General features: G+C 68.7%; 12 protein-coding genes, 1 tRNA gene and 1 pseudogene. 3 read left to right on the top strand and 11 right to left on the bottom strand.

All coding sequences use genetic code 11. The features are described 5' to 3' along the window. Positions 1-150: 150 nt before the first annotated feature. The 5 genes from thrS to LRP67_RS13370 all read right to left on the bottom strand — a co-directional run bounded on the left by thrS (position 151) and on the right by LRP67_RS13370 (position 7,306). Positions 151-2,145, bottom strand: a complete 1,995-nt coding sequence (gene thrS / locus LRP67_RS13390; RefSeq protein ID WP_374107421.1) for a threonine--tRNA ligase — start codon at positions 2,143-2,145, stop codon at positions 151-153. Between the two features lie 116 nt (positions 2,146-2,261). Then, positions 2,262-2,984, bottom strand: a complete 723-nt coding sequence (locus LRP67_RS13385; RefSeq protein ID WP_231270666.1) for a VOC family protein — start codon at positions 2,982-2,984, stop codon at positions 2,262-2,264. A 221-nt stretch (positions 2,985-3,205) separates the two neighbouring features. Further along, the gene (locus LRP67_RS13380) at positions 3,206-4,300 is read right to left on the bottom strand and encodes an ABC transporter substrate-binding protein (RefSeq protein WP_231270665.1); all 1,095 of its coding nucleotides are present in this window, start codon (positions 4,298-4,300) and stop codon (positions 3,206-3,208) included. Between the two features lie 67 nt (positions 4,301-4,367). Next, positions 4,368-6,137 carry an iron ABC transporter permease gene (locus LRP67_RS13375; protein WP_231270664.1) on the bottom strand — a complete coding sequence of 590 codons (1,770 nt, stop codon included), beginning with the start codon at positions 6,135-6,137 and terminating at the stop codon, positions 4,368-4,370. After that, entirely contained in the window at positions 6,134-7,306 is a 1,173-nt protein-coding gene (locus LRP67_RS13370; protein WP_231270663.1) for an ABC transporter ATP-binding protein, read from the bottom strand. Before LRP67_RS13370 ends, LRP67_RS13375 begins: the two co-directional genes overlap by 4 nt. 195 nt (positions 7,307-7,501) lie before the next feature. Between LRP67_RS13370 and LRP67_RS13365 the strand changes: the two genes are divergently transcribed. The 3 genes and pseudogenes from LRP67_RS13365 to LRP67_RS13355 all read left to right on the top strand — a co-directional run. Beyond that, positions 7,502-8,461, top strand: coding sequence for an LLM class flavin-dependent oxidoreductase (locus LRP67_RS13365; RefSeq protein ID WP_231270662.1), 960 nt, complete (start codon positions 7,502-7,504; stop codon positions 8,459-8,461). 95 nt (positions 8,462-8,556) lie between these two features. Further along, positions 8,557-9,945, top strand: a complete 1,389-nt coding sequence (locus LRP67_RS13360; RefSeq protein WP_231270661.1) for an amidohydrolase family protein — start codon at positions 8,557-8,559, stop codon at positions 9,943-9,945. 187 nt (positions 9,946-10,132) lie between these two features. Then, positions 10,133-10,449: pseudogene (locus LRP67_RS13355) on the top strand (transposase); the annotation flags it as partial. A 132-nt stretch (positions 10,450-10,581) separates the two neighbouring features. Here LRP67_RS13355 and LRP67_RS13350 read toward each other — a convergent pair. From LRP67_RS13350 to LRP67_RS13325, 6 genes are all read right to left on the bottom strand, one after another. Further along, positions 10,582-13,329 carry an AAA family ATPase gene (locus LRP67_RS13350; protein WP_231270660.1) on the bottom strand — a complete coding sequence of 916 codons (2,748 nt, stop codon included), beginning with the start codon at positions 13,327-13,329 and terminating at the stop codon, positions 10,582-10,584. Between the two features lie 60 nt (positions 13,330-13,389). Further along, on the bottom strand, positions 13,390-14,265 hold the full coding sequence (locus LRP67_RS13345) for an AAA family ATPase (RefSeq protein WP_231270989.1): 876 nt from the start codon (positions 14,263-14,265) through the stop codon (positions 13,390-13,392). 218 nt (positions 14,266-14,483) lie between these two features. Then, a complete protein-coding gene (mobF, locus tag LRP67_RS13340; RefSeq protein ID WP_231270659.1) occupies positions 14,484-15,656 on the bottom strand; it encodes a MobF family relaxase in 1,173 nt (390 codons plus the stop codon). Positions 15,657-15,898: 242 nt separating this feature from the next. Continuing rightward, positions 15,899-19,126 carry an Eco57I restriction-modification methylase domain-containing protein gene (locus tag LRP67_RS21890; RefSeq protein WP_231270658.1) on the bottom strand — a complete coding sequence of 1,076 codons (3,228 nt, stop codon included), beginning with the start codon at positions 19,124-19,126 and terminating at the stop codon, positions 15,899-15,901. Continuing rightward, a complete protein-coding gene (locus tag LRP67_RS13330; protein ID WP_231270657.1) occupies positions 19,123-22,389 on the bottom strand; it encodes a helicase-related protein in 3,267 nt (1,088 codons plus the stop codon). Before LRP67_RS13330 ends, LRP67_RS21890 begins: the two co-directional genes overlap by 4 nt. An 850-nt stretch (positions 22,390-23,239) precedes the next feature. Further along, positions 23,240-23,311, bottom strand: a tRNA-Val gene (locus tag LRP67_RS13325). Positions 23,312-23,368: the final 57 nt, after the last annotated feature.

Raw genomic sequence — 23,368 nt, 5'->3', positions numbered from 1 at the left:
CACCCCACCACACCCCTGGTCGCCTCCCCGCCGGTCGAGCCGGGCGAGCTCCAGCGAGCCCGCGTCGAGACCCCCGCACCCCCACCGGGTCTCGACACGCTCGCTGCGCTCACGGCTCGACCACCGAGAGCTCCCGGCTGGTCGAGTGGGTCAGACCTGCTCGCGGGTCGCGACGGCGGCGATGACGCGCTCGATGGCCTCCTCGATCGGGACGCCGTTGTCCTGACGACCGTCGCGGTAGCGGAAGGATACGGCGCCGGCGGCGACATCGTCGTCGCCGGCGATGATCATGAACGGCACCTTCTGCAGCTGCGCGTTGCGGATCTTCTTCTGCATCCGGTCGTCGGAGTCGTCGACCTCGACCCGCAGGCCGGCGACCTTCATCCGCCGCGCGACGTCGTAGAGGTACTCGGCGTGCCGCTCGGCGATCGGGATCCCCTGTACCTGCACGGGCGCGAGCCACGGGGGGAACGCGCCGGCGTAGTGCTCGACCAGGACGCCGATGAACCGCTCGATCGAGCCGAACTTGGCGGAGTGGATCATCACCGGCTGCTGACGCGAGCCGTCGGGGGCGACGTACTCCAGGTTGAACCGCTCGGCCGACGGCTGGTTGAAGTCGTACTGGATGGTCGACATCTGCCAGGTGCGGCCGATCGCGTCGCGGGCCTGGACCGAGACCTTCGGGCCGTAGTACGCCGCACCGCCGGGGTCGGGGACCAGCTCGAGACCGGAGTCGACGCAGACGTCCTCGAGGACCTTGGTGGCGATGGCCCAGTCCTCGTCGGAGCCGATGAACTTGTCCGGCTTGGAGTCGTCGCGGGTGGACAGCTCGAGGTAGAAGTCGTCGAGACCGAAGTCTCGGAACAACCCCAGGCAGAAGTCGAGGAGGTGCTTGATCTCCGCCGGTGCCTGCTCCTTGGTGACGTAGGAGTGCGAGTCGTCCTGCGCGAACCCACGCACGCGGGTCAGCCCGTGGATCACGCCGGACTTCTCGTGCCGGTAGACGTGCCCGAACTCGAAGAGCCGCAGCGGCAGCTCGCGGTAGGAGCGCTGCCGCGACCGATAGATCAGGTTGTGCATGGGGCAGTTCATCGCCTTGAGGCGGTAGTCCATGCCGTCCACGTCGAGTGCCGGGAACATCCCCTCGCCGTAGTACGGGAGGTGTCCCGAGGTGTAGAACAGGCCCTCCTTGGCGATGTGCGGGGTGCCGACGTACTCGAAGCCCTCCTCGATGTGCCGCTGGCGGACGTAGTCCTCCATCGCCCGCTTGATCACCCCGCCCTTCGGGTGGAAGACCGGCAGGCCGGAGCCGATCTCGTCGGGGAAGCTGAACAGGTCGAGCTCGCGCCCGAGCTTGCGGTGGTCGCGGCGCTCGGCCTCCTCGATGCGGAAGAGGTGGGCCTCCAGCTCCTCCTTGCTCGGCCAGGCGGTGCCGTAGATGCGCTGGAGCTGCTTGTTCTTCTCGTCGCCGCGCCAGTACGCCGCCGCCGAGCGCATCAGCTTGAACGCCGGGATCCGCTTGGTGGTGGGCAGGTGCGGGCCGCGGCACAGGTCGCTCCAGGCGACGTCACCGTTGCGCCGTACGTTGTCGTAGATCGTGAGCTCGCCGGCGCCGACCTCGACGCTCGCGCCCTCAGCGGCATCCTCGGAGTTGCCGGAGCCCTTGAGGCCGATCAGCTCGATCTTGTACGGCTCGTCCTGCAGCTCGTTGATCGCGTCGGCGTCGGTGGTGACGCGGCGCGAGAAGCGCTGCCCCTCCTTGATGATCTTGCGCATCCGGGTCTCGATCTTCTCGAGGTCCTCGGGCACGAACGGGGTCTCGACGTCGAAGTCGTAGTAGAAGCCGTTCTCGATCGGCGGGCCGATGCCGAGCTTGGCGTCGGGGAACAGCTCCTGCACGGCCTGCGCCATCACGTGGGCGGCGGAGTGGCGCAGGATGTCGAGCCCGTCCTGGCTGTCGATGGCCACGCCGGCCACCTGGTCGCCGTCCTGCAGCTCGTAGGACAGGTCCTTGAGGTCCTCCCCGACGCGCGCGGCGATGACCTCGGCGTCCTCGGCGAAGAGCTCCCACGCCTTGGTGCCCGTCGTGGTGGTCCGCTCCTCACGCTCACCGGCGTGGATGCGGACGACCTTGATCTCGGACACGGGGGACTCCTACTCGCAAGAGGCAACGGCCCGGGACCGGGCCGCCCCTCGATCGTATCGAGGCCGCCCGGCGCCGCGCGCCCGAGTATCGGTCGCTCGGGATCGCTCGGGTGGACTCAGCCGGCCGACACCGGCAGCACGCAGAGCTCGTTGCCGGACGGGTCGGCATAGGTCCGCCACGGCAGCTCGCCCCACAGCCGCGGCAGCTCTTGGCCGCCGCGGGCGACGATCCCCGCCGCCACCGCGTCAGGGTCGTCGCCCGCCTCGAGGCGGACGTCGAGGTGAAGCCGGTTCTTGGCCGGGCCCTTGGGTACGCGCTCGGGCAGCATCTCGAGGAGCGGACCGCGCCCCGAGGGGTGCCTCAGCGACCGGGGCGCCAGCCCGTCGACCACGGTCCAGCCGGTGAGCCAGGACCAGAATCTCGCGTCCCGGTCCGGGTCGCCCGACTCCAGCGGCAGGGCCGCGATCGGCCCGGTGCCGGTGTACGACGGACGGTCCTCGATGACGCAGCACGGGTTGCCCTCCACGTCGGCGAGGACCACCCACGGCACGGCACCCTGGCCGATGTCGAGGTGCCGGGCACCGAGCCCCAGCAGCCGCTCGACCTCCTCGGGCTGGCGGCCCCCGCCCGCGAGGTCGAGGTGCAGCCGCGGCGGGTCGGCCGGCGCCTGGGGCACCCGCTGGAAGCACAGGTCCAGCACCGGTCCCCCCTCGATGCTCAACCGGGTCTCGAAGCCCTCCGCCACGTCGGTCAGCCGCTCGCCCCCGACCACGGCCTCCCAGAACCGGCCCAGCCGCTGCGGTTCGAGCGCGTCGAACACGAGGTTCTCCAAGAACATCTCTCCAGAGTAGTGACGTGAGGCCTCGCCCGGCCAGGCTCGGGGCTCGCGGCCTCCCAGGTCTACATCTCCCCCATCAACAACGCCTTCGAGCTCGAGCCGAAGCCGGGCGGCGATGAGCTCCCCGTCTGACCCCCTCAGACCTCCCCCAAAGAGGAAGCGCCGCCGGTCGACCTCGGTCGACCGGCGGCGCTTGTCGTTCTTCGGTCCTCAGGACTGCGTCAGGACTGGGGCACCAGCTCCGACCACTCGGCGATGAACGCGTCGCGGTTCTCCAGCAGCCACGCGGTGTCGACCGAGTACATCTTGCCGAGGTCGGGCGCGTCCTCCGGCCGGAGCTCCGGCGCCAGGAGCCGCGACGAGAGGAACTTGGTGTTCTTCCAGGTCGCCTTCGCGCCCTCGATCGACGTGGCCCAGCCGACCCAGATCGCCGCGCACACCGCGTGCTTGGCGTCGGCCGCGACCATCTTCGCCTCGGTCCAGGTCGGGGTGCCCTCGGCGGGCGGCGCCCAGGCGACCGGGTTGCCCTCGGCCTCGTAGCCACGAACGATCGACAGATCGGTGATCGCCACGGGGACCTCGCCCCGGATCAGGGCCTGGCTCAGTGGGACGACGGACGGGTAGATCTTCGGCTGGTGCTCACCGAACTCGGCAGCCCGGTCGCCCAGCCCGTCGTAGATGGACTTCGCCACCGTGATCGAGGAGAGGCCCGTCTGCACGGCGGTCATCCCGAACTTGTTCTTCCACTTCGGGTCGAGCAGGTCCTCGTAGGACTTCGGCGCGTCGGCCTCGTCGACGATCTCGGTGTTCCAAGCGATCACCTGCGAGGCGGTCTCCGCAGGCTTGGCGAAGGAGAACTGCAGCTCGTCGGCGTTCATCTCCTTCAGGGCCGCTTCGTTGGCGACCTCGAAGTCGGCGACGATGCCCTTGTCGTAGAGGTCCTGGCGCAGGGTCGGGTCGTTGACCCCGATCGAGTCCGCGCCCACCTTGCCGCCGGCGTGCTCGGAGATCAGCTTCGAGTACAGCTCGTTGCTGCTCGCCCGCACCAGGGTGACGGTGATGCCGGTGTCATCCTTGAAGTCCTCCGCGAGACCGGCGAAGGTCTCGGCCGGGGCGGAGGAGTAGTAGGTCAACTCTCCACCTTCCTTCTCACAGTCCTCGAGCATGTCGGCCGTGGCGACGATCTCGTCGCCGAGGACCAGGTCCTCGCCGGTCGCGATCTCCGCGCTGTCGCCGCCGCAGCCGGCCAGCAGCAGCACCAGGGGCGCCACCGCCATCGCCGCGAGCGCGCGGTTGGTGGGTCGTGAACGGGTCATGAGCATCCTTGTTTTCTGGAGGGGTTGGGTTCTCGAAGGCGCACGGCATCGCGACGCCGCGCGGCGGTCAGCGGACGCTGGACTCAGCGATCCACCGTCGGGTGAGCAGCACGAGGAGGAGCGTGAAGACCGCGAAGATGAAGCTCATCGACGCCAGCTGGGACCACGTGCCGTTGGCCCACAGCAGATACAGGTAGACCGCGAAGGTCTCGGTGCCCGGCGTGTACAGGAAGATCGACATCGAGATCTCCCGGGTCGCCATGATGAAGAGCACGACGCCCGTGGAGATCAGGCCGGTTCGCAGCAGCGGCACCGTGACCCACCAGACCGCACGCACCCGACCGGCCCCGGACACGGTGGCCGCGTCCTCGAGGTCGACGTGGATGCCGGCCATGGCGGCCGAGACCGAGCTGGTGCTGATCGGCAGCAGCCGGGCGAGGCAGGCGACGATCAGGATGGCGAGCGTGCCGTAGATCGTGACCGGCAGGATGACGTACGCCCACAGCATGCCGAGGCCGAGCACGACGCCCGGGAGCGCGGCGGGGAGCATCGCGACCTGGGTCAGCAGACGCGCGACCCGGCTGTTCTGGTCCCGCGTCGCGTAGGAGACCAGGACGGCGAGCGCGACGCCGATGACGGCCACCGCGAGCGCGATCATGAACGAGTTGCCGGCCACCTGCCACATGTGCTCGTCGGAGAGGGCGTTGGTGAGCGACTCGGTGGTGAGCTCGTCGGGGTCGAGCAGGGCTTTGAAGTCCGGGACGTACAGCGTCGGGCGCAGCGAGCCCATGAGCAGCGCCATCATCGGCAGGCCCACCGCGAGGAACATGTAGCCGAGCACGAAGACCAGCGCGAGCGGCCGGCCGACGCGCCCGAGCGCCACCTTGCGGTGCTGGACACCCTTGCCGGTGACGGTCGCGTACGACCGGCCCTTGAGCAGGCGCCGTTGGTAGGTCACGAGCACCACCACGACGATCATCAGCAGCACCGCCTGCGCGGCGTTGTCGTTGACCGGCGGCGGCGCCTGGCCCTCCATGACGAAGATCCGGGCGGCCAGCGTCTCGATCCGGTTGGCGTAGCCGAGGATCATCGCGACCGGGAAGTCCTCCACGGTCGAGACGAAGTTGAGCAGGACGGCGGAGAGCATCGCCGGCTTCACCAGCGGGAAGGTCACCGACCGCATCGTCCGCCAGCGCGTCGCGCCGTGGACGTTGGCCGCGTCCTCCATCTCCGGGTTGGTGAGCCGCAGGGCGCCGTACAGGAAGACGAACGCGAGCGGCACGTTGTAGAGGGAGTAGACGAACAGCATGCCCCAGTAGGAGTACATGCTGAAGCTCCAGTCGATCCCGATCTGCTCGAGCAGCAGGGGGATGTAGCCGACCTCGGGGGCACCGAGGAACGACCACGCGATGGCGCCGACGAGGGCCGGGATCAGCATCGGGATGATCCCCGAGAACGCCGCCAGGCGGGGCATCGGAATGTCGGTGCGCGCGGCGAGCCAGGCGAGGAGGCCCCCGATGACGACGCCGAAGACGGTGGACAGGGCAGCGAGCGAGATGGAGTTCCACAGCGCCTGCAGGGCGGCCCGGGAGGTCAGGACGTCGCGCAGGTGGCTCATCGTCGGGGCCCAGTCGGTCCCGACGTCGGGCAGCGGGGTGCCGTCGGTGATGAAGGAGGCGACGACGATGAGGACAGTCGGGTAGAGCACCAGGCCGAACAGCAGCAGGAAGGCGATCGGCCGCGACGGCCGCAGCTGGGTGATCCGCTGGGTCCGAGTGGCCGAGCGCCCTGCCGGGGGCGCCGGGTCGACCGGCGGGCGCTCGAGGAGCGCGGTCATGCCGTCGGCTCCGCCGTGGCGCGGGCGCCGTCCTCCGGTGCCTCGTAGAGCCGGACGTGCTCGGGGTCCACGCTGATGTGGACCTCGTCGCCGGCCTGGAAGTCGCTGGTCCGCCGTTGCGTCACCACTTCGATCTGTGCCCCGGACGCAGTCTCGACGAGGTAGGCCATCTGGCTGCCCTCGTAGACGGCGACCAGGACCTTGGCCGGGTACTCGTTGACGCGCCCGCCCGGGGCGGCGTGCAGATCCACGTCCTCGACCCGGATGCGTGCGATAGCCGGTCCCGTGCCCTGCCAGCCCGTCGCGCTGGTGAGCCGGATGCCACCCTCACGGACGAACTCGGTCGAGCCGGCGCCGGCCACGGCGTCGCCCTCGAGCATGTTGGACTTGCCCAGGAACTCCGCGACCTCCAGCGTCGCCGGGGCCTCGTAGAGCTCGCGCGGCGAGCCGAACTGGTGGATCACGCCGCCGAACATCACCGCGACCTTGTCGGCCATGGCGAGCGCCTCGGACTGGTCGTGGGTGACGTAGACACTGGTGATGCCCAGCTCCTGCTGCAGCCGCTTGAGCTCGATCCGCAGGCGATCGCGCAAGGAGGCGTCGAGGTTGGACAGGGGCTCGTCGAGCAGCAACAGGTCGGGGCGCATCACGATGCTGCGAGCCAGCGCGACCCGCTGCATCTGTCCGCCCGACAGTGCGCTGGCGCTGCGCTTGCCGAGGTGGCCGAGGCCGACGAGCTCCAGCGCCTCGTCGACGCGGCGGGTGACCTCGCCACGGGCGACCTTCTGGACCTTGAGCGGGAACGCGACGTTCTGGGCCACCGTGCGGTGCGGCCAGATCGCGTAGCTCTGGAAGACCATGCCCATCGCCCGGCGGTGGACCGGGACGTTGGTCGTGTCGTCGTACATGACCCGGTCGCCCACCCGGATCGTCCCGGAGTCGGGGGTCTCCAGGCCGACGATCGAGCGCATCGTCGTGGTCTTGCCGCAGCCCGAGGGACCCAGCAGGACCAGGAACGAGCCTTTCGGCATCGAGAACGACACGCCGTTGAGGGCCGGCGACGGGGCTCCGGGGTACGTCTTGACGAGGTCCGTGACCTCGAGGAACCGCTCGTCGCGGGCGCTCGCCGCGTCGGTGTCGACGGCGGGGTCAGAGATGGTGCTGCTCAAGTTGCGCTCCTCCGAGGGGGGGTGGTGCCCGAGATGAGACATCGGCCCCGAGTGTTGGGGATCACACCGGGGTCCGAGCAAAGACGTCGCACTCAGCGGAAGATCCGGCCGCGCTCGAGGCGGGGTTTCGCGTGCGCGTTCCACCTGGTGCGAGGTCGCCGCTGACGCGCCGTGACGGTCGATGTGCTGGCAGGCATGTCAGCGACCGGTGGCGCAGCAGACCGACACCCACAACGACTGGCCGCCCGGGCGCGCCTCGGGGTCTCGCTGCCGCACCGCTGGGCGCGACGGCCCGCCGACCTCTCGTCCGTCGGCGAGGTGGCGCGACAGGCGGAGGCACTGGGCTTCGCGGACCTCTGGGTCACCGAGAACACCACCGATCACGCCACCTGCCTGGACCCGGTCGTGGCGCTCACCCATGCGGCGGCGGTGACCTCCCGCATCGGTCTGGGCGTCTCGGTGGTGGTCCTGCCCGTCCACCACCCGCTCCACGTCGCCCACCAATGGGCTTGCCTCGACGCGCTCAGCGGCGGCCGGGTCGTGCTCGGCGTCGGGCTGGGGCGCGAGGCGCACCTGCGCGACTTCGGGGTGGCCACCGAGCGGCCGGTACGCCGCTTCCTCGACGGCGTGCAGGCGGTGCGGGCGCTGTGGGCCGAGGACCGAGCGACCGTCACCGGTGAGCTCGTCGCCCTCGAGGACGTGGGGATCGGGCTGCGGCCGTCGTCCGGCGTCGGACCGCCCCTGTGGTTCGGAGGGATGGTCCCGGCATCGCTTCGTCGCGCCGCCCGGTACGCCGATGGGTGGATGGCCAGTGGGCACTCGGGCCACGCGGAGTTCGCAGGGTCCGTCGCGGTGCTCGGTCAGGAGCTGTCCGACGCCGGCCGCGACCCGTCGACGTACCCGATCTCGAAGCGGGTCTTCCTCGCCGTCGACGACGACCCGGCGCGAGCAGAGGCGCGGCTGCGCGGGTGGTTCGCGGAGGTCTACCGCGACGCCGACCGAGCGCTCGTCTCCGGCGTGGCAGGGCGCCCAGGCGACGTGGCCGAGCGCCTGCACGAGCTCGTCGACGCGGGCGCCACCCACCTCGTCCTCAATCCCGTCGGCCACCACGCCGAGCAGGTCGACGCTCTCGCGGAGCTCGCCGGCCTGCGCTGAGCCGGACCCGGCCCGTGGACTGCTACGTTCCGCATCGTGGAGACGGCAGGGCGCGGGTACGGGGACGACGTGGCCGCCGGTGCGGGTCCCCCTCGATGAGCATCCTGCTGCGCCACGTGGAGGTCGACGGCCGAGGCGTGGACGTACGGATCACCGGCAGCCGGATCGAGGCGATCGCTCCCCACCTCGACGCGCTGGGCTCCGATGTCGTCGACGGCCGCGGTGGCGCGTTGATCGCCGGCCTGGCCGACCACCATCTGCATCTCTTCGCGATGGCCGCGGAGCTGCGGTCCGTGCGGTGCAGTCCCGCGGCCGTCGGCGGGCTTGCCGGTCTCGCAGCGGCGCTGAGCGCCGCGCCCGCCGACGTGCACGGCTGGGTCCGCGGGGTGGCCTACCACGAGGACGTGGCCGGTCTCCTGGACGCCCAGGCGCTCGACCGGATCCATCGAGATCGTCCGGTCCGCATCCAGCACTCGAGCGGTGCGGTGTGGTTCCTCAACTCGGCGGCCATCCGCGCGACCGGCCTGGCCGCCGCGCATCATCCGGCGGTGGAGCGCGATGCCACCGGCCGGCCCACCGGACGCGTGTGGCGCGCCGACGACCTCCTGCGCAGCCTTCTCCCCGCCGGCGACCCTCCGTCCCTGCGCGAGGTGAGCCGACGGCTTGCCCGCTTCGGCATCGTCGCCGTCACCGACGCCACGCCGCGCCTCGACCAGGAGCGGGTGGACCTGTTCCGGGCGGCTCTGGCATCCGGCGAACTGGCCCAGCACGTGACCCTGCTCGGAGCTCCCCTCGGTGTCGACCTTCAGGAGCCGCTGCTGGCTGCCGGTCCTTGGAAGATCGTGCTCGCCGACTCCGAGCTGCCCGGGATCGATGATCTGGTCAGCGAGATCCGCGAGGCCCACTCGTCACTGCGCCCGGTGGCCGCCCACTGCGTGACCAGCGCGTCGCTCTTCCTCTTCCTCGCCGCACTGGACGAGGCCGGGACCCTGCCCGGCGACCGGATCGAGCACGCAGCCGTCGTGCCCGCCCCAGCGATCGGCATGCTCGCCGAGCGGAACTTGAGGGTCGTGACGCAGCCCGGCTTCCTCCCCGACCGCGGCGACCGGTTCGCGGCCGGGACGCCGCGGGCGGAGCACGGCGACCTCTACCGGTGTCGCTCCCTCCTCGATCGCGGGATCCCCGTCGCGATGTCGAGCGACGCGCCGTACGGCCCCCTGGACCCATGGCAGGTGATCGCCGCAGCGGTCGATCGCCTGATCCCGGGCGGGCACACTCTCGGCGCCTCTGAGGCACTGACGCCCGCCCGCGCGCTCGAGAGCTACCTGACCCCGACGCGGGACCCGGGCGGCACACCGCGCCGTCTGAGCGCCGGCGGCGCTGCCGACCTGGTGCTGCTGCACCAGCCGCTCGGCGAGGCCCTGCGCGAGCCCTCCTGCGAGCAGGTCAACATGGTGTTCGTCCGCGGTGTCCCTGCCACCTGACGACCACGACAAAGAGGCTCCCGACCCTGCGTGCGCGGGTCGGGAGCCTCTCGCGGTGGTGGGCGATACTGGGTCGCATCCGAATGCCCTGCCCTTCGGCACAGGGCTCGTCCTGCTACGAAGCGCCCCGCCCATCGTCACGAGTCTTCGTTCCTGCACCAATCGATAGTCGGGTCAACTTCACTCCGCCCACTGTGACGCAGGTTCGCCCAGTATGTCAGCTTCGCGTTCACCGAACGTCTCGTCGAGGCGGGCGTCGACCCATCGGTCGGATCTGTCGGCGACGCCTACGCGCTGGCCGAGTCCCAGATCGGGCTGTTCAAGACCGAACTCATCCGACCCGAAGGTCCCTGGCGCGGCGTCGAGCACGTCGAACTCGAGACCCTGAACTGGGTCGACTTCTTCAACACCGAACGACCCCACGAAGCCCTCGCCGACCTCACCCCCATGGCCGCCGAGGAACGTCACTACGCTGCAAGAAACGAGCTCATGCCAACCGGCTGAGCCACAAAATTCAGCCTCCGGAATCTCCGGGGCGGTTCAGAAGTCCCTGTCCTAGTTACCTAGGCCATCGTCGGCCTAGGTAACCCCCTACGTAGTGCCGAGGTCCTCACGGGGCCGCACCGGCGCCACGGGTCAGCTCAGCTTCACCTCGGCGAGCTGGCGGCGCGACGTGATGCCGAGCTTGCGGAAGATGTTGCGCAGGTGGGCCTCGATCGTGCGCGGGCTGAGGAACAGCGCCGCACCGACCTCCTTCGAGGTCGCACCCGTGGCCACGAGTCGGGCGACCTGAAGCTCCTGCTCGGTGAGCGCATCCGCCGCCTGGGCGTCGCGCCGGCGCGGGTGCTCGCCCGTGGCCCGCAACTCGCGCGCCGCCCGCTCGGCAAACCCCGCGGCACCCATCTCCGCGAGCATGCTGTGAGCCGTGCGCAGCTGCTCGCGCGCGTCCCGACGGCGACCCTCCCGACGCAGCCACTCCCCGTAGAGCAGATGGGCGCGAGCGAGGTGGCCGGCCGTCCGCGGCTTGGCCAGGTGCTCGATCGCCTCTCGATAGAGCGCCTCGGCCTCCGATCCGCTGCTGACGAGCGCCCGCGAGCGAGCCGCCAACCCCAGGCCCCACGAGGTGCCGCTGGCCTGAGCGCGCGCGGTGAGCTCAGCCAGCGCCTCGGCGGCGAGCTCTGGCCTGCCCTGGCGGCACGCGGCCTCGACGAGCTCGGTGTGGGGCAGACTGCCGTGGCACAGCTCGGAGGCCTGGAAGGACTGCAATGCCACCTTGAGTGCCGCCGCATAGTCTCCGTGGCCGTTGTGCAGTACCGACATGGCGTACGTGGTCATGAGGCGCTCGGTGCGCTGAGCGGGGCCTTCGGACCCTCGCTCCAAGCTCGCTCGGAGCTCGGACGCCTCCTCGGTGGCCCCGCGCCACGCGGCGAGGATCAGATGGGCGTGCAGCTGCGGCAGGGCTCGCGACGGCGCCAGGATCGAGGTCTGGCCCGCCACCAGTTCGGCGCGGGCCAGATCACCGGAGAGCACCGCCATGAGCGACTGGATGAGCAGGGCAGTCGGCAACGTCGCCAGCGCGCCCGCCTCGCGGGCGAGCGCCACGTGCCGGTCGGCCAGCGCGTTGACGAGGTCGTCGTCGAACAACGCTATGGCCGTCCGGCTGGCCAACCCCAGCCAGCGGCGGCTGCCGTCCAGATCGGCACTCGGCTCGAGCGCGACCATCGCATCCAGTGCCCTGCGGAGCTCGGGGACGCTGGCTTCGTAGCCTTTCGTGTACATGGTCGTCAGCCCGTCGAGCAGCAGGTCCGCCAGCTGCGGTGGCGTCGGCGCAGGTGGAGCATTCAACGCCGCCTCGGCCGCGACCCGCGGGCCCCATCCCGGTTCCACACCACCGGTGACGATCGCTCCGTCCAACGCGTCGAGGTACGTCTCACGGGAGAGCACCGGGTCGAGAGGAGCCAGCCCCGCGGCGACCGCCAACAACGCCTTGGGCGGGCTGCTGTGCCGGGCCTCCTGGTAGTCCATCCGGGTGCGCAGAAGAACGGCGCGAGCGCGGTCGAGAGGTTCGAGGTTGACGTCGACGGCAACCTCGATCAGTCGCCGGGCCTCGTCGAACGATCCGGCCTCGTACTTGGCGAGTGCCGCGGCGAGCGAACGCTTCGCGCGCAGCACAGGATCCGGCGTCAGCTCGGCCGCGCCCTGCAAGAACGCCGCGGCCGCCGCCAAGCCACCCCGGGATCGAGCGCGAACGGCCGACGCCTCGAGCTCGGCCGCGACCTGCTCGTCGACCCCCTGCACCGCCTGCGCACGGTGCCAGGCGCGGCGATCGGGATCGGACGCTGCGGTGGCCTCGGCCAACGCGCGATGCACCCGTCGATGGTCCTGGGGGTTCGCCGCCTGGTACACGGCCGATCGAACGAGCGGATGGGCGAATCGCACCCGGGCCGGGCCGATCTCCAACAGTCCGGCCGATTCGGCTGCCACCGCTGCCTGGACGTCGAGATCCAACCGGGCCGCGGCGCGCTCCAGCAGCGCCGGATCGCCGGTGGGCTCGGCCGCCGCGATCAGCAGCAGCTCCTGCGTGTCGCGAGGAAGGTCCCGGGAGCGTCTCCGGAAGCTGTCCTCGATGCGCCGCGGGACACCCGCGGCGTACGGCAAGGCATAGCCTCCGGCCAGCCGCTCAAGTCGCGCGCTGCGGGGCAGCTCCAGCAGGGCCAGCGGATTGCCGCGCGCCTCCGCGATGATCTGATCGCGCACGCTCTTGTCCATCGTCACGTTGGTGACCGTCTCCAGGAGCTGGCGCGACTCCGCATCGGAGAGCCGTCCCACGTGGATCTCCGCCAGACCCCGGAAGGGATCGTGATGGTCCCCTTCGGTCTCGCGGCGGCCGAACAGCAACGCCACTCGCTCGGCGGACAACCGACGCGCCACGAAGGCCAGGACCTGGGCCGAGGCCTGGTCGAACCACTGCACGTCGTCGACGACGCACAGCAGCGGCTGCTCGTCCGCGGCATCGGACCAGAGGTTGAGGACGGCGAGACCGACCAGGAACAGGTCGGGGGCGGGGCCGGTCTGCCGCCCGAGGGCCACGAGGAGCGCCTCGCGCTGCGGATCGGAGAGGATGTCCGCGTGGCGCAGCAGTGGAGCACACAACTGGTGCAACCCCGCGAACGCGAACTCGGTCTCGGACTCCACCCCGCTCGCGGACACCACCTGGAACTGCTCAGCACCGAGATCGCGGGCCAGCTCGAGGATCGCCGTCTTGCCGATGCCGGCCTCCCCGCGCACCATGAGAACACCGCTCTGGCCGGCGTGAGCGCAGTCGAGGAGCAGCCTCACCGCCTCGTACTCTCGACGTCTACCCAGCAGCTGTTTCAGGATCATCGTCTCCGTCCGTGGGCTGGCGTCGACCGGCTCGCGCTCCAGATCTTTCTGGTGCGCAGACTAACGGTCGCGCGGGAGAACGTGCTCCCGAAATCGGGTTCCGGCTCGTTCGTGAGCTTGCCGCCGACGGGTTCGCCGTTGCGGTGACGCGCCGGGTTTGGGCGTGTCGACGTCGGGCGGGATCCATCCAGGGTCAGCCGCGATCTCAAGCGCGGCACCGGCGGCACCAGGGGCTACAAGGCCTCGGTCGTCGGCCACGGCTGCGACGGTCCAGGTGTCGCGGTTGGCGACGCCCAAATCGCGGTCGTTGCGGCGGGTAGCGACGCGGTCGCCTTCACTGAGTTGCTCGCCGGCGGACGTTGTCAGGGTCGCCGCTTCGGACGACTCGAACGCGCCCCCGTCGGCCAGCCGTAGGTCGCGGATAGCGGCGTTGAGCAGACCCACCTGCTCGCGGGTGTCGGCGATGAGCAAGGGAGCCGCACGCAGGTCGCCGGCGGCTGCCTGTGTGACGGCCGCGAGTCGCTCGACCTCGGTCGGGTGGATGACGAGCTGGTGTCGGTCGCCGACGAGCGCGACGCGGGCGCCGGAGTCGTCGGCGACGGTGAGCAGTGCGCGCATGACGTCCTGGTCGAGCATGCCGGCTTCGTCGACGAGCAGGAGGTCACCCGGGAGGAGCCGCGCGAGCGCGTTCGGGCTCGGGTGGTCGTCGGGGTCGACGCGGTGCCAGCGTCCGTCGTCGTCCCAACGGAAACCGTGCTGGTGCACGAGCCAGGCGGCCGAGAAGGCGTCGCAGCCGACCTGCTCCCCCGCGACCCGCGCGGCCTTGAGCGTCGGGGCGACCACGACCAGTCGGTGGCCTTCGCTGTCGAGACAGTCGCTGGCCGCAGCCAGGGTGGTGGTCTTGCCGGTGCCGGCCGCGCCCTCGACGACGACCAGTCGGGCCGTGCCGAGGAGGGCGCCGACGACGTGTCATTGGCCTTGGTCGAGCTGTCGTCGGGCGACGACGGATCCGACCTGGGCTGGCGTCCCGGGGTGCTCGGCTCGCGCGACCAGGCGGGCGACGATGTCGGACTCGACGGCGATGACCTCACGCGACGTGAGCGCGTGCACGTGCTCGGGTACGTCGTCGCGCTGCAGGAGCGGACGCGACGCCGCTACCGCACGAGCGGTGAGGCCTCCCCCAGTTCGCGTCGTACGGCGCCGTCGACGATCACCCCGACGTCGGCGACGATCCGTTCGCACTCGCCGCGGAGGTCGGCGGCGTTCCAGCTTGAGCGTCGGGCTCCGAGCCGCACCAGCGCGAGCTCGGCGACTGCGTGGCGGTTGATGCGCGCGATCGGCGTCGCGGCCGGGATCGATGCGCCCGGGTCGGTGGGTGGTGTCGGACGATCGAAGCCGAGGCCGCGCAGCTCGTCGATCCACCGCTGCGCGGCCTCGGCGCCGGATGCCGGCACGACTTTGTCGGGACGCGCCTCCGCCCAGGCTCGGCGATCCCATGCCCGTCGCTGGCGCGGTCCCGGATCGTGGTCGGGGTGGGCAGCGCGCCACGCCGCTTCGTACTTGTCGACGTTGCGGTTGATCTGCGCGGCGCGGGCGCTGAACCGGCCGGCGTACGGCGCGAGCTCGGTGATCTCGCCGGACCTGGCGTCGAGGGTGTAGCCGTGCGCGGCGAGGGAGCGCCGGAACTCAGGATCGCAGGCGACGGCGGCGTGACCGATGCCGTTGATCGCCTCGATGCTGTCGAGGACGCCGACGGAGTGCAGCCCGCGCCACTCGCCGTGGGCGAACACGCGGGCGTTGATCTGCAGGTGGAGGTGGCGGTGAGGGTCGCCAGCCCGGGAGGTGTGGTGTCGTACGACGGCTGCCTCGATCCGCTCGACCGGGACCTGAACCTGTCGGCCCCGGGGCCCGACCCGCGTCGTGGCGTGGTCGGCGACCCAGCCGATGATCTCGCCGGCGGCGCGTTCCTGGGCGGCGTCGTACGCGTCGGCGATCGCGGGGTGGATCGCGGCCGCGAGCGACCACGTCTTCGGTCCGTTGACCACGACCTCGACGAACCGGAGTCCGTGGTCGTCGCTGCGGAGCCGACCCTTCGGCGTACCGGTCTTGACGTCGTACCCGGCGACCCAGCGTTCGTAGCTGTCGCCGTCGAGCGTTCCCACAACCGCGGCGCCGGGGTCGGCAGTCGGTGTTGCGAGGTCGTGGGTGGCGAGCCCGGTGCCCTCTGCCAGGTCGTCGACGCGTGACCGGTCGGCCTCGACGTAGGAGCGTGCAGCGGCAGCGGCGCCGCGGTAGAACTTCACCCCGCCGTGCACTCCCCCACTCACCGCCCGTCACTGCTCGTCACTTAGCCCCGAAATGGCGCTCGGCCCGCCCCTGGGGGACGGGCCGAGCTTGTCGATGTACGGACCTTCGTAGCATGCGTGCCGCTCGTGTTCCAGAGGCTTGGAGGCCCTGCACGACAGGACATTCCGGACCCGTCACTGGCCGTCACCGGGTCGTTGTCGATACCGGTCAAGAGCGGCTTCCAGCCGGTCTGGGGTTAGGCCGACGACGTTTTCGGTGTCCGTCACTCAGCGCCCCCGATGGCGGCCAGCGCATCCGGATCGACGCCAGCCGTGGCGGGGTCGTAGCGGAGCGTGCCGGGTCTGTCGCCGGTGGGCTTGTAAGCGCAGTAGTACGCGTGCTCCAGCGCGGGCAGGTGTTCGGTGTAGCCGAGTTCCCCAGCGAGGATCGCGTCGATCTGGTCGGTGATGTCGCGCATTTCGGCGAGGACAAAGTTGCCCATCCACTTCCCGGCGTACTTGGTGAACAGGACGTGGTTGGGGAAGTCGGCGGTCAATGCGTCGCCCAGGTCTCGCAGGCGCTCGCGACTTTCGGCGCTCAGGGCGGCAACGTTGACCGGGATGCTCTTGATGGTTTCGCCGGTGACGTTGAAGTCGTCTCCGGTGCAGTACCACCAGACGAATCCGAGTTTTGAGGCTGCGATGGCGAGCGCCAGTCGTGCGTCGTGGTCAGAGGCCAAATAGATGTGCTTGATCGGGGTGTCGGTGAACGGGGTGAGGTCCAACTCGTAGGCGGGCGGGTCTTCGCGGAACACGGCGAGCCAGTAGAGGGCGATGTTCTTGAAACCGAGCACGCTCGCGCCCCTGCGGACGGTCAACTGGCCAAGCCCACCGCTGCCGACGGTGGTTGCGAGGATGTCGCGCATGCCTTCGCTGGGGACGCGTGCCCAGCCGACGACGTCCTTGACGTTGTTAATGTTGACGTAGGTGAGGGTCTCGAAGATGGCGGGACGGAAGTCGTCGAACCACCGGTGCGTCTTGGTGACGTGCACGGTGTTTCCGGCTGCGCCGTCGCCCGCGCCGACGACAACGGTGGAGCGCACGCCGAGCCCGGCGGAGAACAGAGCTGCAGGGTTGCGTGAGTAGGCGCTAACCCACAGGCTGCCGAATCGCTTCTGCAGTTGCTTGCGGAGCGAGGCGAAATCCGCGCCGAACTGAGCCGAGATAGGCAGGATCAGGGTCATGCGGCCGTCCGGGCGCGTGATCTGCGCGGCCCGCTCGGTGCAGGGGGCGTAGATGTCGGGGGTGTCGTCGGTGGCGAAGCCCTTGAACGTGTAGCCCCTGACCTTCCGCTTGCCTACGTAGGGCGGGTTTCCGATGACGACGTCGAAGCCGCCGTCGGCGAAGACCTCGGGGTATTCGATGAACCAGTGGAACGGGGAGTGGCTCTGCACCCACGCGGACAGAGAGCCCTGGATGCCGTGCACCGAGTGGTAGTGCTTGTTGACGATGTCGCGGACCTCGGCGAGGCACGCCGAGAGGGTGTCGCGAGCTGCCTTCACGTTGTTGGGGTCGCCGGTCTCTTGGATGTCGCGGAACTCGCGGTACGCGGCACTGACTTCGGTGGCCTTTTCGACGACCGTGTCGATGGTCTGGGCCGCGAAGATGTCGCTGGAGTCTTCGATCTCCTCGACGGTTCGAGCACCTACGAGGACGTTGCCGGGCTTGATGTTGAAGTCGAGGTCCGGCAGCGGTTCGAGGTCCTCGCGGTTGTCGATGGCGGACACCAACTTGAGGAACAGGCGCAACCGGGCGATCTCCGTGGCTTCTTTCATCAGATCGACGCCGTAGATGTTGTTCAGCGTGGCGTGCTTGAGGATGAAGTACGTCTGATTGGGATGGGCATCGACCTCGGCGATCAGGCTGTGCAGCGCGGGATCGGATGACGTGACGGCCTGTGCGCGGGCGGCGTCGATGACGGCGTCGTAGAGATCGAGCAGGATCTTGAGGGCAGCGAACAGGAACGCACCTGATCCGCACGTGGGGTCGATGATCTTGAGGTCGGACAGGATGCGCCAGGCGGCTACGACGTTCGCCGGGGTGTCCATGCTGTCGATGACGCGGGTGGCGAGGGATTCGAGGTCTAGGTTCGCGGTGACGGCCTCGTCCACGCAGTTGATGTCGCCCGCCTGGGCGCGGGTGAGGATCTCCGCGTAGTGGCTGCGGCGCTGCTCGACCTCCCACCATGTCTCACCTGGAAAGCCGTGAGTCTCCGGGGCGCGGACGTTCCAGGCCGGACGAGGGAAGGTGCTTCGCTCATGCTCGATCTCGCTGGGCAGCGGCTCCGCGAGGCCGTACATGAGGCTGTCCCACACGTAGGCGGCGGGCTGCTTTACGACGTAGTCCCACGGGTTGATGCCGGTCTTGGCTTGGAGTCGTTCGAGGAAGACGGGAAGGAGGGTGGAGGTCGTCATGAAGTGCGTGACGTCGTCCTTGGTGTAATACGCGCCCTGTTCCTTCTGGTTGATGAACTGCTCGAAGATGTAGCCGAGAACGTCGGGGTTGATCTCGTTCTGGTTCCCGGTCGGTCGATCATCGAGGTGCCACTGGTAGGAGTCGAACAGGTCGAAGATCGACTCGAACACGTCATCGGGGATCTGGATGTCGTGGTCGGCCGCTTCGAGTTCGTGCACGGTGAAGATACCGCCGTTGATGTAGGGAATGTCGCCGATGAGGCCCTTGATGACGGGGTCGGCAACCTGGAGGCCGGGCGCTCCGAGACCATCGTGGAACATGGGGAGCAAGAAGTCCCGGTAGAACTCGTAGAACCGGTCGCTCCCGCTCTTGCTGCGCAAAGAGTTGAGGCGGGTGCGCAGGTAGTCGCGATCGTTGTCCATGAAGCCCTTGCGCTGCATGAAGTAGATGAACATGAGCCGGTTCATCAGGAGCGCTGAGTACCACTTGCGGTCGCCTTCGACGTCGAGGCCGTTGATGGCCTTGACGAGGGCGTCGTGCTGCCTGAGGAACTTCTTATAGAACTCGTTGGTGACCTTGTCGGCGTCGAAAGCTGACCGCATGCGACGCAGAAGTTCAGGAACGGTCGGCGACTCGGACAGGCCGATCTCGACCATGGCGAGCCGCTGGTCGAGGGCGGCGCTGTCGGTGCCGACGACATGCGTGTGGGTGACGAGACGTGGCTGGCCGGAGCCCTGGGTGTTGCCCACCTGGGGCCAGCGCCATTCCTGGGTGAGGTTGTCGCGGAAGACGATGAGCCGTTCGTCGGAAACCCGGCGCAGTTCGGCGTCGATTAGGCGCTGGGTGCGCGCGTCCGGGACGCAGTCGACCTGCCAGACCCGAACACCCTTGTACCCGGCGACCTGGCGGGCCTCGTAGGTTGTCTCGTCTACCTCGACAGTCATGGGCGCGGTGATGTCCGGGCGGTTCCAGCCCAGTTCCTCGCGGAAAAGGACGGAGATGTCGCCACGGTTGACGTAATCGAGGCGGATGGTCACTGGATCACTCCCATGGTGCACACGATGCGGATGGGGTCGCTCCCGGCGGTGTCCGGGATGACCAGTCGGTTGTCGCGGTACATGAGCGCGACGAGGTCTGCTAAGTCGTCGTCGTTCGCCCTGGTAGCGAGCGCCGACTTGAGGCGACGTTCGGCGTCTCTGGTGAGAGGGCGGCGGAACAGTGCGTCGAGAGCGTCTCCAAGGTCGGGGCTGAGGCTGACGAAATTGCCGTTGAGGCGCTGCCAGACACGCTTGCGTACCCCCCGAAGTCGGCCCTCGATGGTCGTTGGCTTCGCGAGGGGGCCGCGTGCCAGGGCGGCGGTCAGGTCGAAGTGGTCGCCGCGCATAGGCAGGCCGGGAGTGTCCATGTCGGACCGGAACACCCGGAGCGCCTCGTGTCCGGTCAGTAGTCGCAGATCGCCCTGCTCGGAGGCGAACCCGAACCCGTCGGTGTCGTTCTCGGTGCGCACGTAGCACGCAACGCCGGGGATGTCGTCGGTCGTCGTGGAGGCGCGGGTGCCGTGCACCATGTCGGGCAGTTCAGTGACCTTCCGGGCGAGGTTCGGGGTCTCCTCCTCGGCGCGGGACCAGACCTCGTAGGCGAGGCTGGAGGCATCGACCTCGACGTCGACCTCGTTGTCGTCGAGTTGTCCCTCGTAAAGGTCCTCGATGGCCTTGGTCTCGTCCTCGCTACCGAAGAACACCTCGTCGGAGCCGAACGCCTCAGCGTTGGCCGCGAGGCGGTCCTTGATGCGCTGGCGCAGGCTGATGACGTTCTCGACCGACTCGTGGAAGAACGAGTAGATGAGGATCTCCTTGGCCTTCTGCCCCACACGGTCGACACGACCGGCGCGCTGGATGAGGCGGATGATCGCCCAGGGGAGGTCGTAGTTAACGACGATATGGGCGTCTTGCAGGTTCTGGCCTTCTGAGAGCACATCGGTCGCGATGAGGATGCGGTGCTGGTCCACGTCGGTCTCGACGTCTACGGGCTCGTTGGGCTTCCGGTTGGAGACGGGAGCGAACCTGCGGACGGTGCCGGTGGGGTCCTCGGTGTCACCGGTGACCAGGGCGACCTTGTCGACCCCACTGTCCTTGAGTGCGTTGGCGACGTACTCGGCGGTGTCCTTGTACTCGGTAAACACGAGGACTTTCTCGCCAGCGTGGGTCCTGGTGATGAGTTCGATGAGTGCGGCGACCTTAGAGTCCACGGAGGGGCTCCACTCGCCGTAGGTTGCGAGCAGCCCGCGCAACTCGTTGGAATCGCGCTGGATGTCGACGGCGAGCGACTGCTTGAAGATCGATGGCCGGACCCAGGTCACACTGATGGGGTTGCGCTGGTTGAGGGCCTCGTAGTCGGCCTTGCCGTTGCCGATGGTGTTGTCGTCCTCCTCGGCCTCGTTCTCGTCCTCCTGGGCGCTGTTGAACATGGCGTCGAGGACCGTTCCGACGGGCAGGGGGAGGTCGTTATCGATCGCATAAAGCCACATGTTGTTGCGGGCAAGATGCCGGTTGACCGAGAGCACGTAGGAGTGCCCGCAGGAGGACAGGCGCTTGTAGAGGCCGGTGCGAATGAAGCCCGTCAGGTGCCCGCTGGCGCGCTGGAGGCGCTCGATGAGTTCGGTCTCCTCCGGCGTCTTCTGTGCCGTGGCGTTGACGTAGGAACCGAGGTTGTAACGCGGCAGCAGGAGCCCGTCGATCGTGTTGAGGGTGTGGTCAGCGGACATCACTGCGGCGGGGTCGCCCTCCCCGAAGGAGTGGTCAATGGGCTTCGGGGTCCGCTCGGGGAAGTAGAACCGAGTCCCGTCGGGGTAGAGCAGGTAGTCGCGTCCGTTCTCGGGGTCGGTCTTGCCGTAGTTATTGCGCACGAACGACCGCGTGCGGCGCACGAGGTGCTCTGACATGAGCCGCTTCCAGTCGTCAGCTTCCTCGGACTTCCGGAACGCGAGCAGGGTGTTGGTCTTGTAGTCGACCTGCTCGGCGAGACGGGCGTTCTTCTGTATCGCCGACAGCGGCTGGAGCCCGAGGTCGTCGTCATCGTCGATGTAGAGGCCCAGCTGGTTCGCGACATCGGTGAAGCGGATGTTGTATGGGGTTGCGGTCAGCAGGAGGACCTTGCTGCCAGCGTTCTCGATGTAGTCCTTGATGTGGATGTAGTCGCGACGCTTGTCCGAGCGCATGGTGTGGGACTCGTCGAGGATGACGAACTGGTAGGCGCGCATCTCGGGCAGGTCACGGTGGGCCTGGGTGTATGAGACGACCCGGCCGGGCACGTCGTAGGCGTCGAGGTGCTCCTGCCACATCTTGACGAGGTTCTTGGGGCAGAGAACGAGCGTGGAGTAACCGTACTCCTCGCGCAGCATGAGCGAGGTAGCGACGGCGGTCAAGGTCTTGCCGAGGCCGACCACGTCGCCGAGCATCGTGCCGCCACGGTGATAGATGCGCCGAGCGAGAGTCTGGACAGCGTTGACCTGGTATTCGAGCAACTTCTCCCGCATCGACGGCGGGAGGCTGTACTCGATGAGGCCCTCCCGCACGTCACGGGAGAGGTGCCAGCAGACCTTCAGGAACACCTCGTGCGGTGTGAGCGGCTCCTCACCGGCCCACGACTCGTCGATCAACTTGATGAGGTCCTCGGTGATGTCGATGGAAAACTTGTCATCCCAGCGGGCGACGAACCAGGCGTCCAACTTCTTGGCAGCGTCGAAGTCGAGCACGTCGACGTTCAACTCGTAGTTGTGTCGCAGGCCGGACATGGTGAGGTTCGATGAACCGACGAATCCCATGATGGGCAGGTTCGCGTCCTGGCGGTGGCACAGGTAGGCCTTGCCGTGCATCGGGCGGCGGGTGAACAACTTGATGCGCACGCGGCCGTCGACCAGGTGGTGCCGGAGCCGTTGGAGGCTCTTCTGGTCGCTCGCGTTCGGGATGCCCCGCATGAGTTGGGTACGGAACTTCACGAGCGCGGCCTGGCGTCGGGCGCGGGCGACTTCGCCGTCGATGCCGTCGTCGTCCTCGGAGCCTTCGAGGTCGCTCTGGAGGGCGCGGAGCACCTGGTCGTTGGGGTCGGCGAGGGTCATGCCGACGAGGACTCGCATGACCGGCCGGTCACCTGCGGGCTTAGCGTCCACGGCATCCGCGAAGGTCGCCCAGCCGCGAAGGTTGAAATACCCGACGGCGGCATCCATGCGCTCGGATGCGCCGTAGGTGTCGATGAGGTGAGGACCGAGGTCGGCGTCGATGTTGTCGAAGATCCGGGTCATGGGGGGCGGTCCTGCTCCTCGCGTCGTTGCTGTTTTCCCAAACGGCTGCCCAGCGCCGAACGGAGGGCATCGGACTCACCTTAGGGCGAGAGGCCGACAAGTCGCGGACGTTCGCTGGACGTCCGTGGCCCGCGCGTCATGCCTTCGACGACCGCCGCTTCTGCGAGCCGCGACGCGTCACTCTTCCGGTTTCGGGAGGTCTTTGACTCTAGGCATCTTCGAACACTGTTTGACCTATGAGATCGGGCTTATGGACGGAATGACGTCGATCAAGAGGCAGGGCCCTTTCGATAGGCTGGAGTGGTTGGACAGCCCTAAACCGTCCCTGGTTGGCAGGTCACTCAGGTCAAGCTAAGGAGCACCTGATGGCACCGTCCCGGATCGACCAGGCGCACCCCATGGTGGCTGGGTGCGCGGCGGATCGCGCTGAACGTCATGTCCTGACCGACGTCGCCCATGCCACGGCCCCGCGTAACGAGAGCGCCTTCACGTCGGTGCTGGCACGGCATCCACGTGCCGCACGACCAGGAGCTGCTGGATCACCGAGCCGTACTCGTGCTGCTTGAACGTGCCCCGCAGCTTCTCAACGACCTTCGAACGAAGACAACCTTGGTCTCCAAACCGACCGGCGTCATCTCGAGGTCATCCGCCCGCACCCGGCACCCTAGTGGCCCAGCCGATGGGCGACCCAAGCGACGGTCCGATCGCCAATCGACGGTTGGCAGCAGTGGTGCCATGGGATCTAAGGGAACGCGTGGGAGGACCTCCACATTGGCATGCCGCTATTCCCTGAATGTTCCCTGACGCTGAGCGAAGTTCTTAAAAGTGCGTCTGACCTGCGGAAACGGGGTGGGCGATACTGGGTTCGAACCAGTGACCTCTTCGGTGTGAACGAAGCGCGCTACCACTGCGCCAATCGCCCCTCTACTGCGGTCGCAGACTCTAACGCATGCGCCGCCACCGTTCACATCGCGCCCCC

Source organism: Nocardioides sp. cx-169 (genome assembly GCF_021083605.1).
Taxonomy (GTDB): Bacteria; Actinomycetota; Actinomycetes; order Propionibacteriales; family Nocardioidaceae; genus Nocardioides.
The sequence above is the reverse complement of the archived record's forward strand: the minus strand, read 5'-3'. Positions and strand labels throughout refer to the sequence as shown.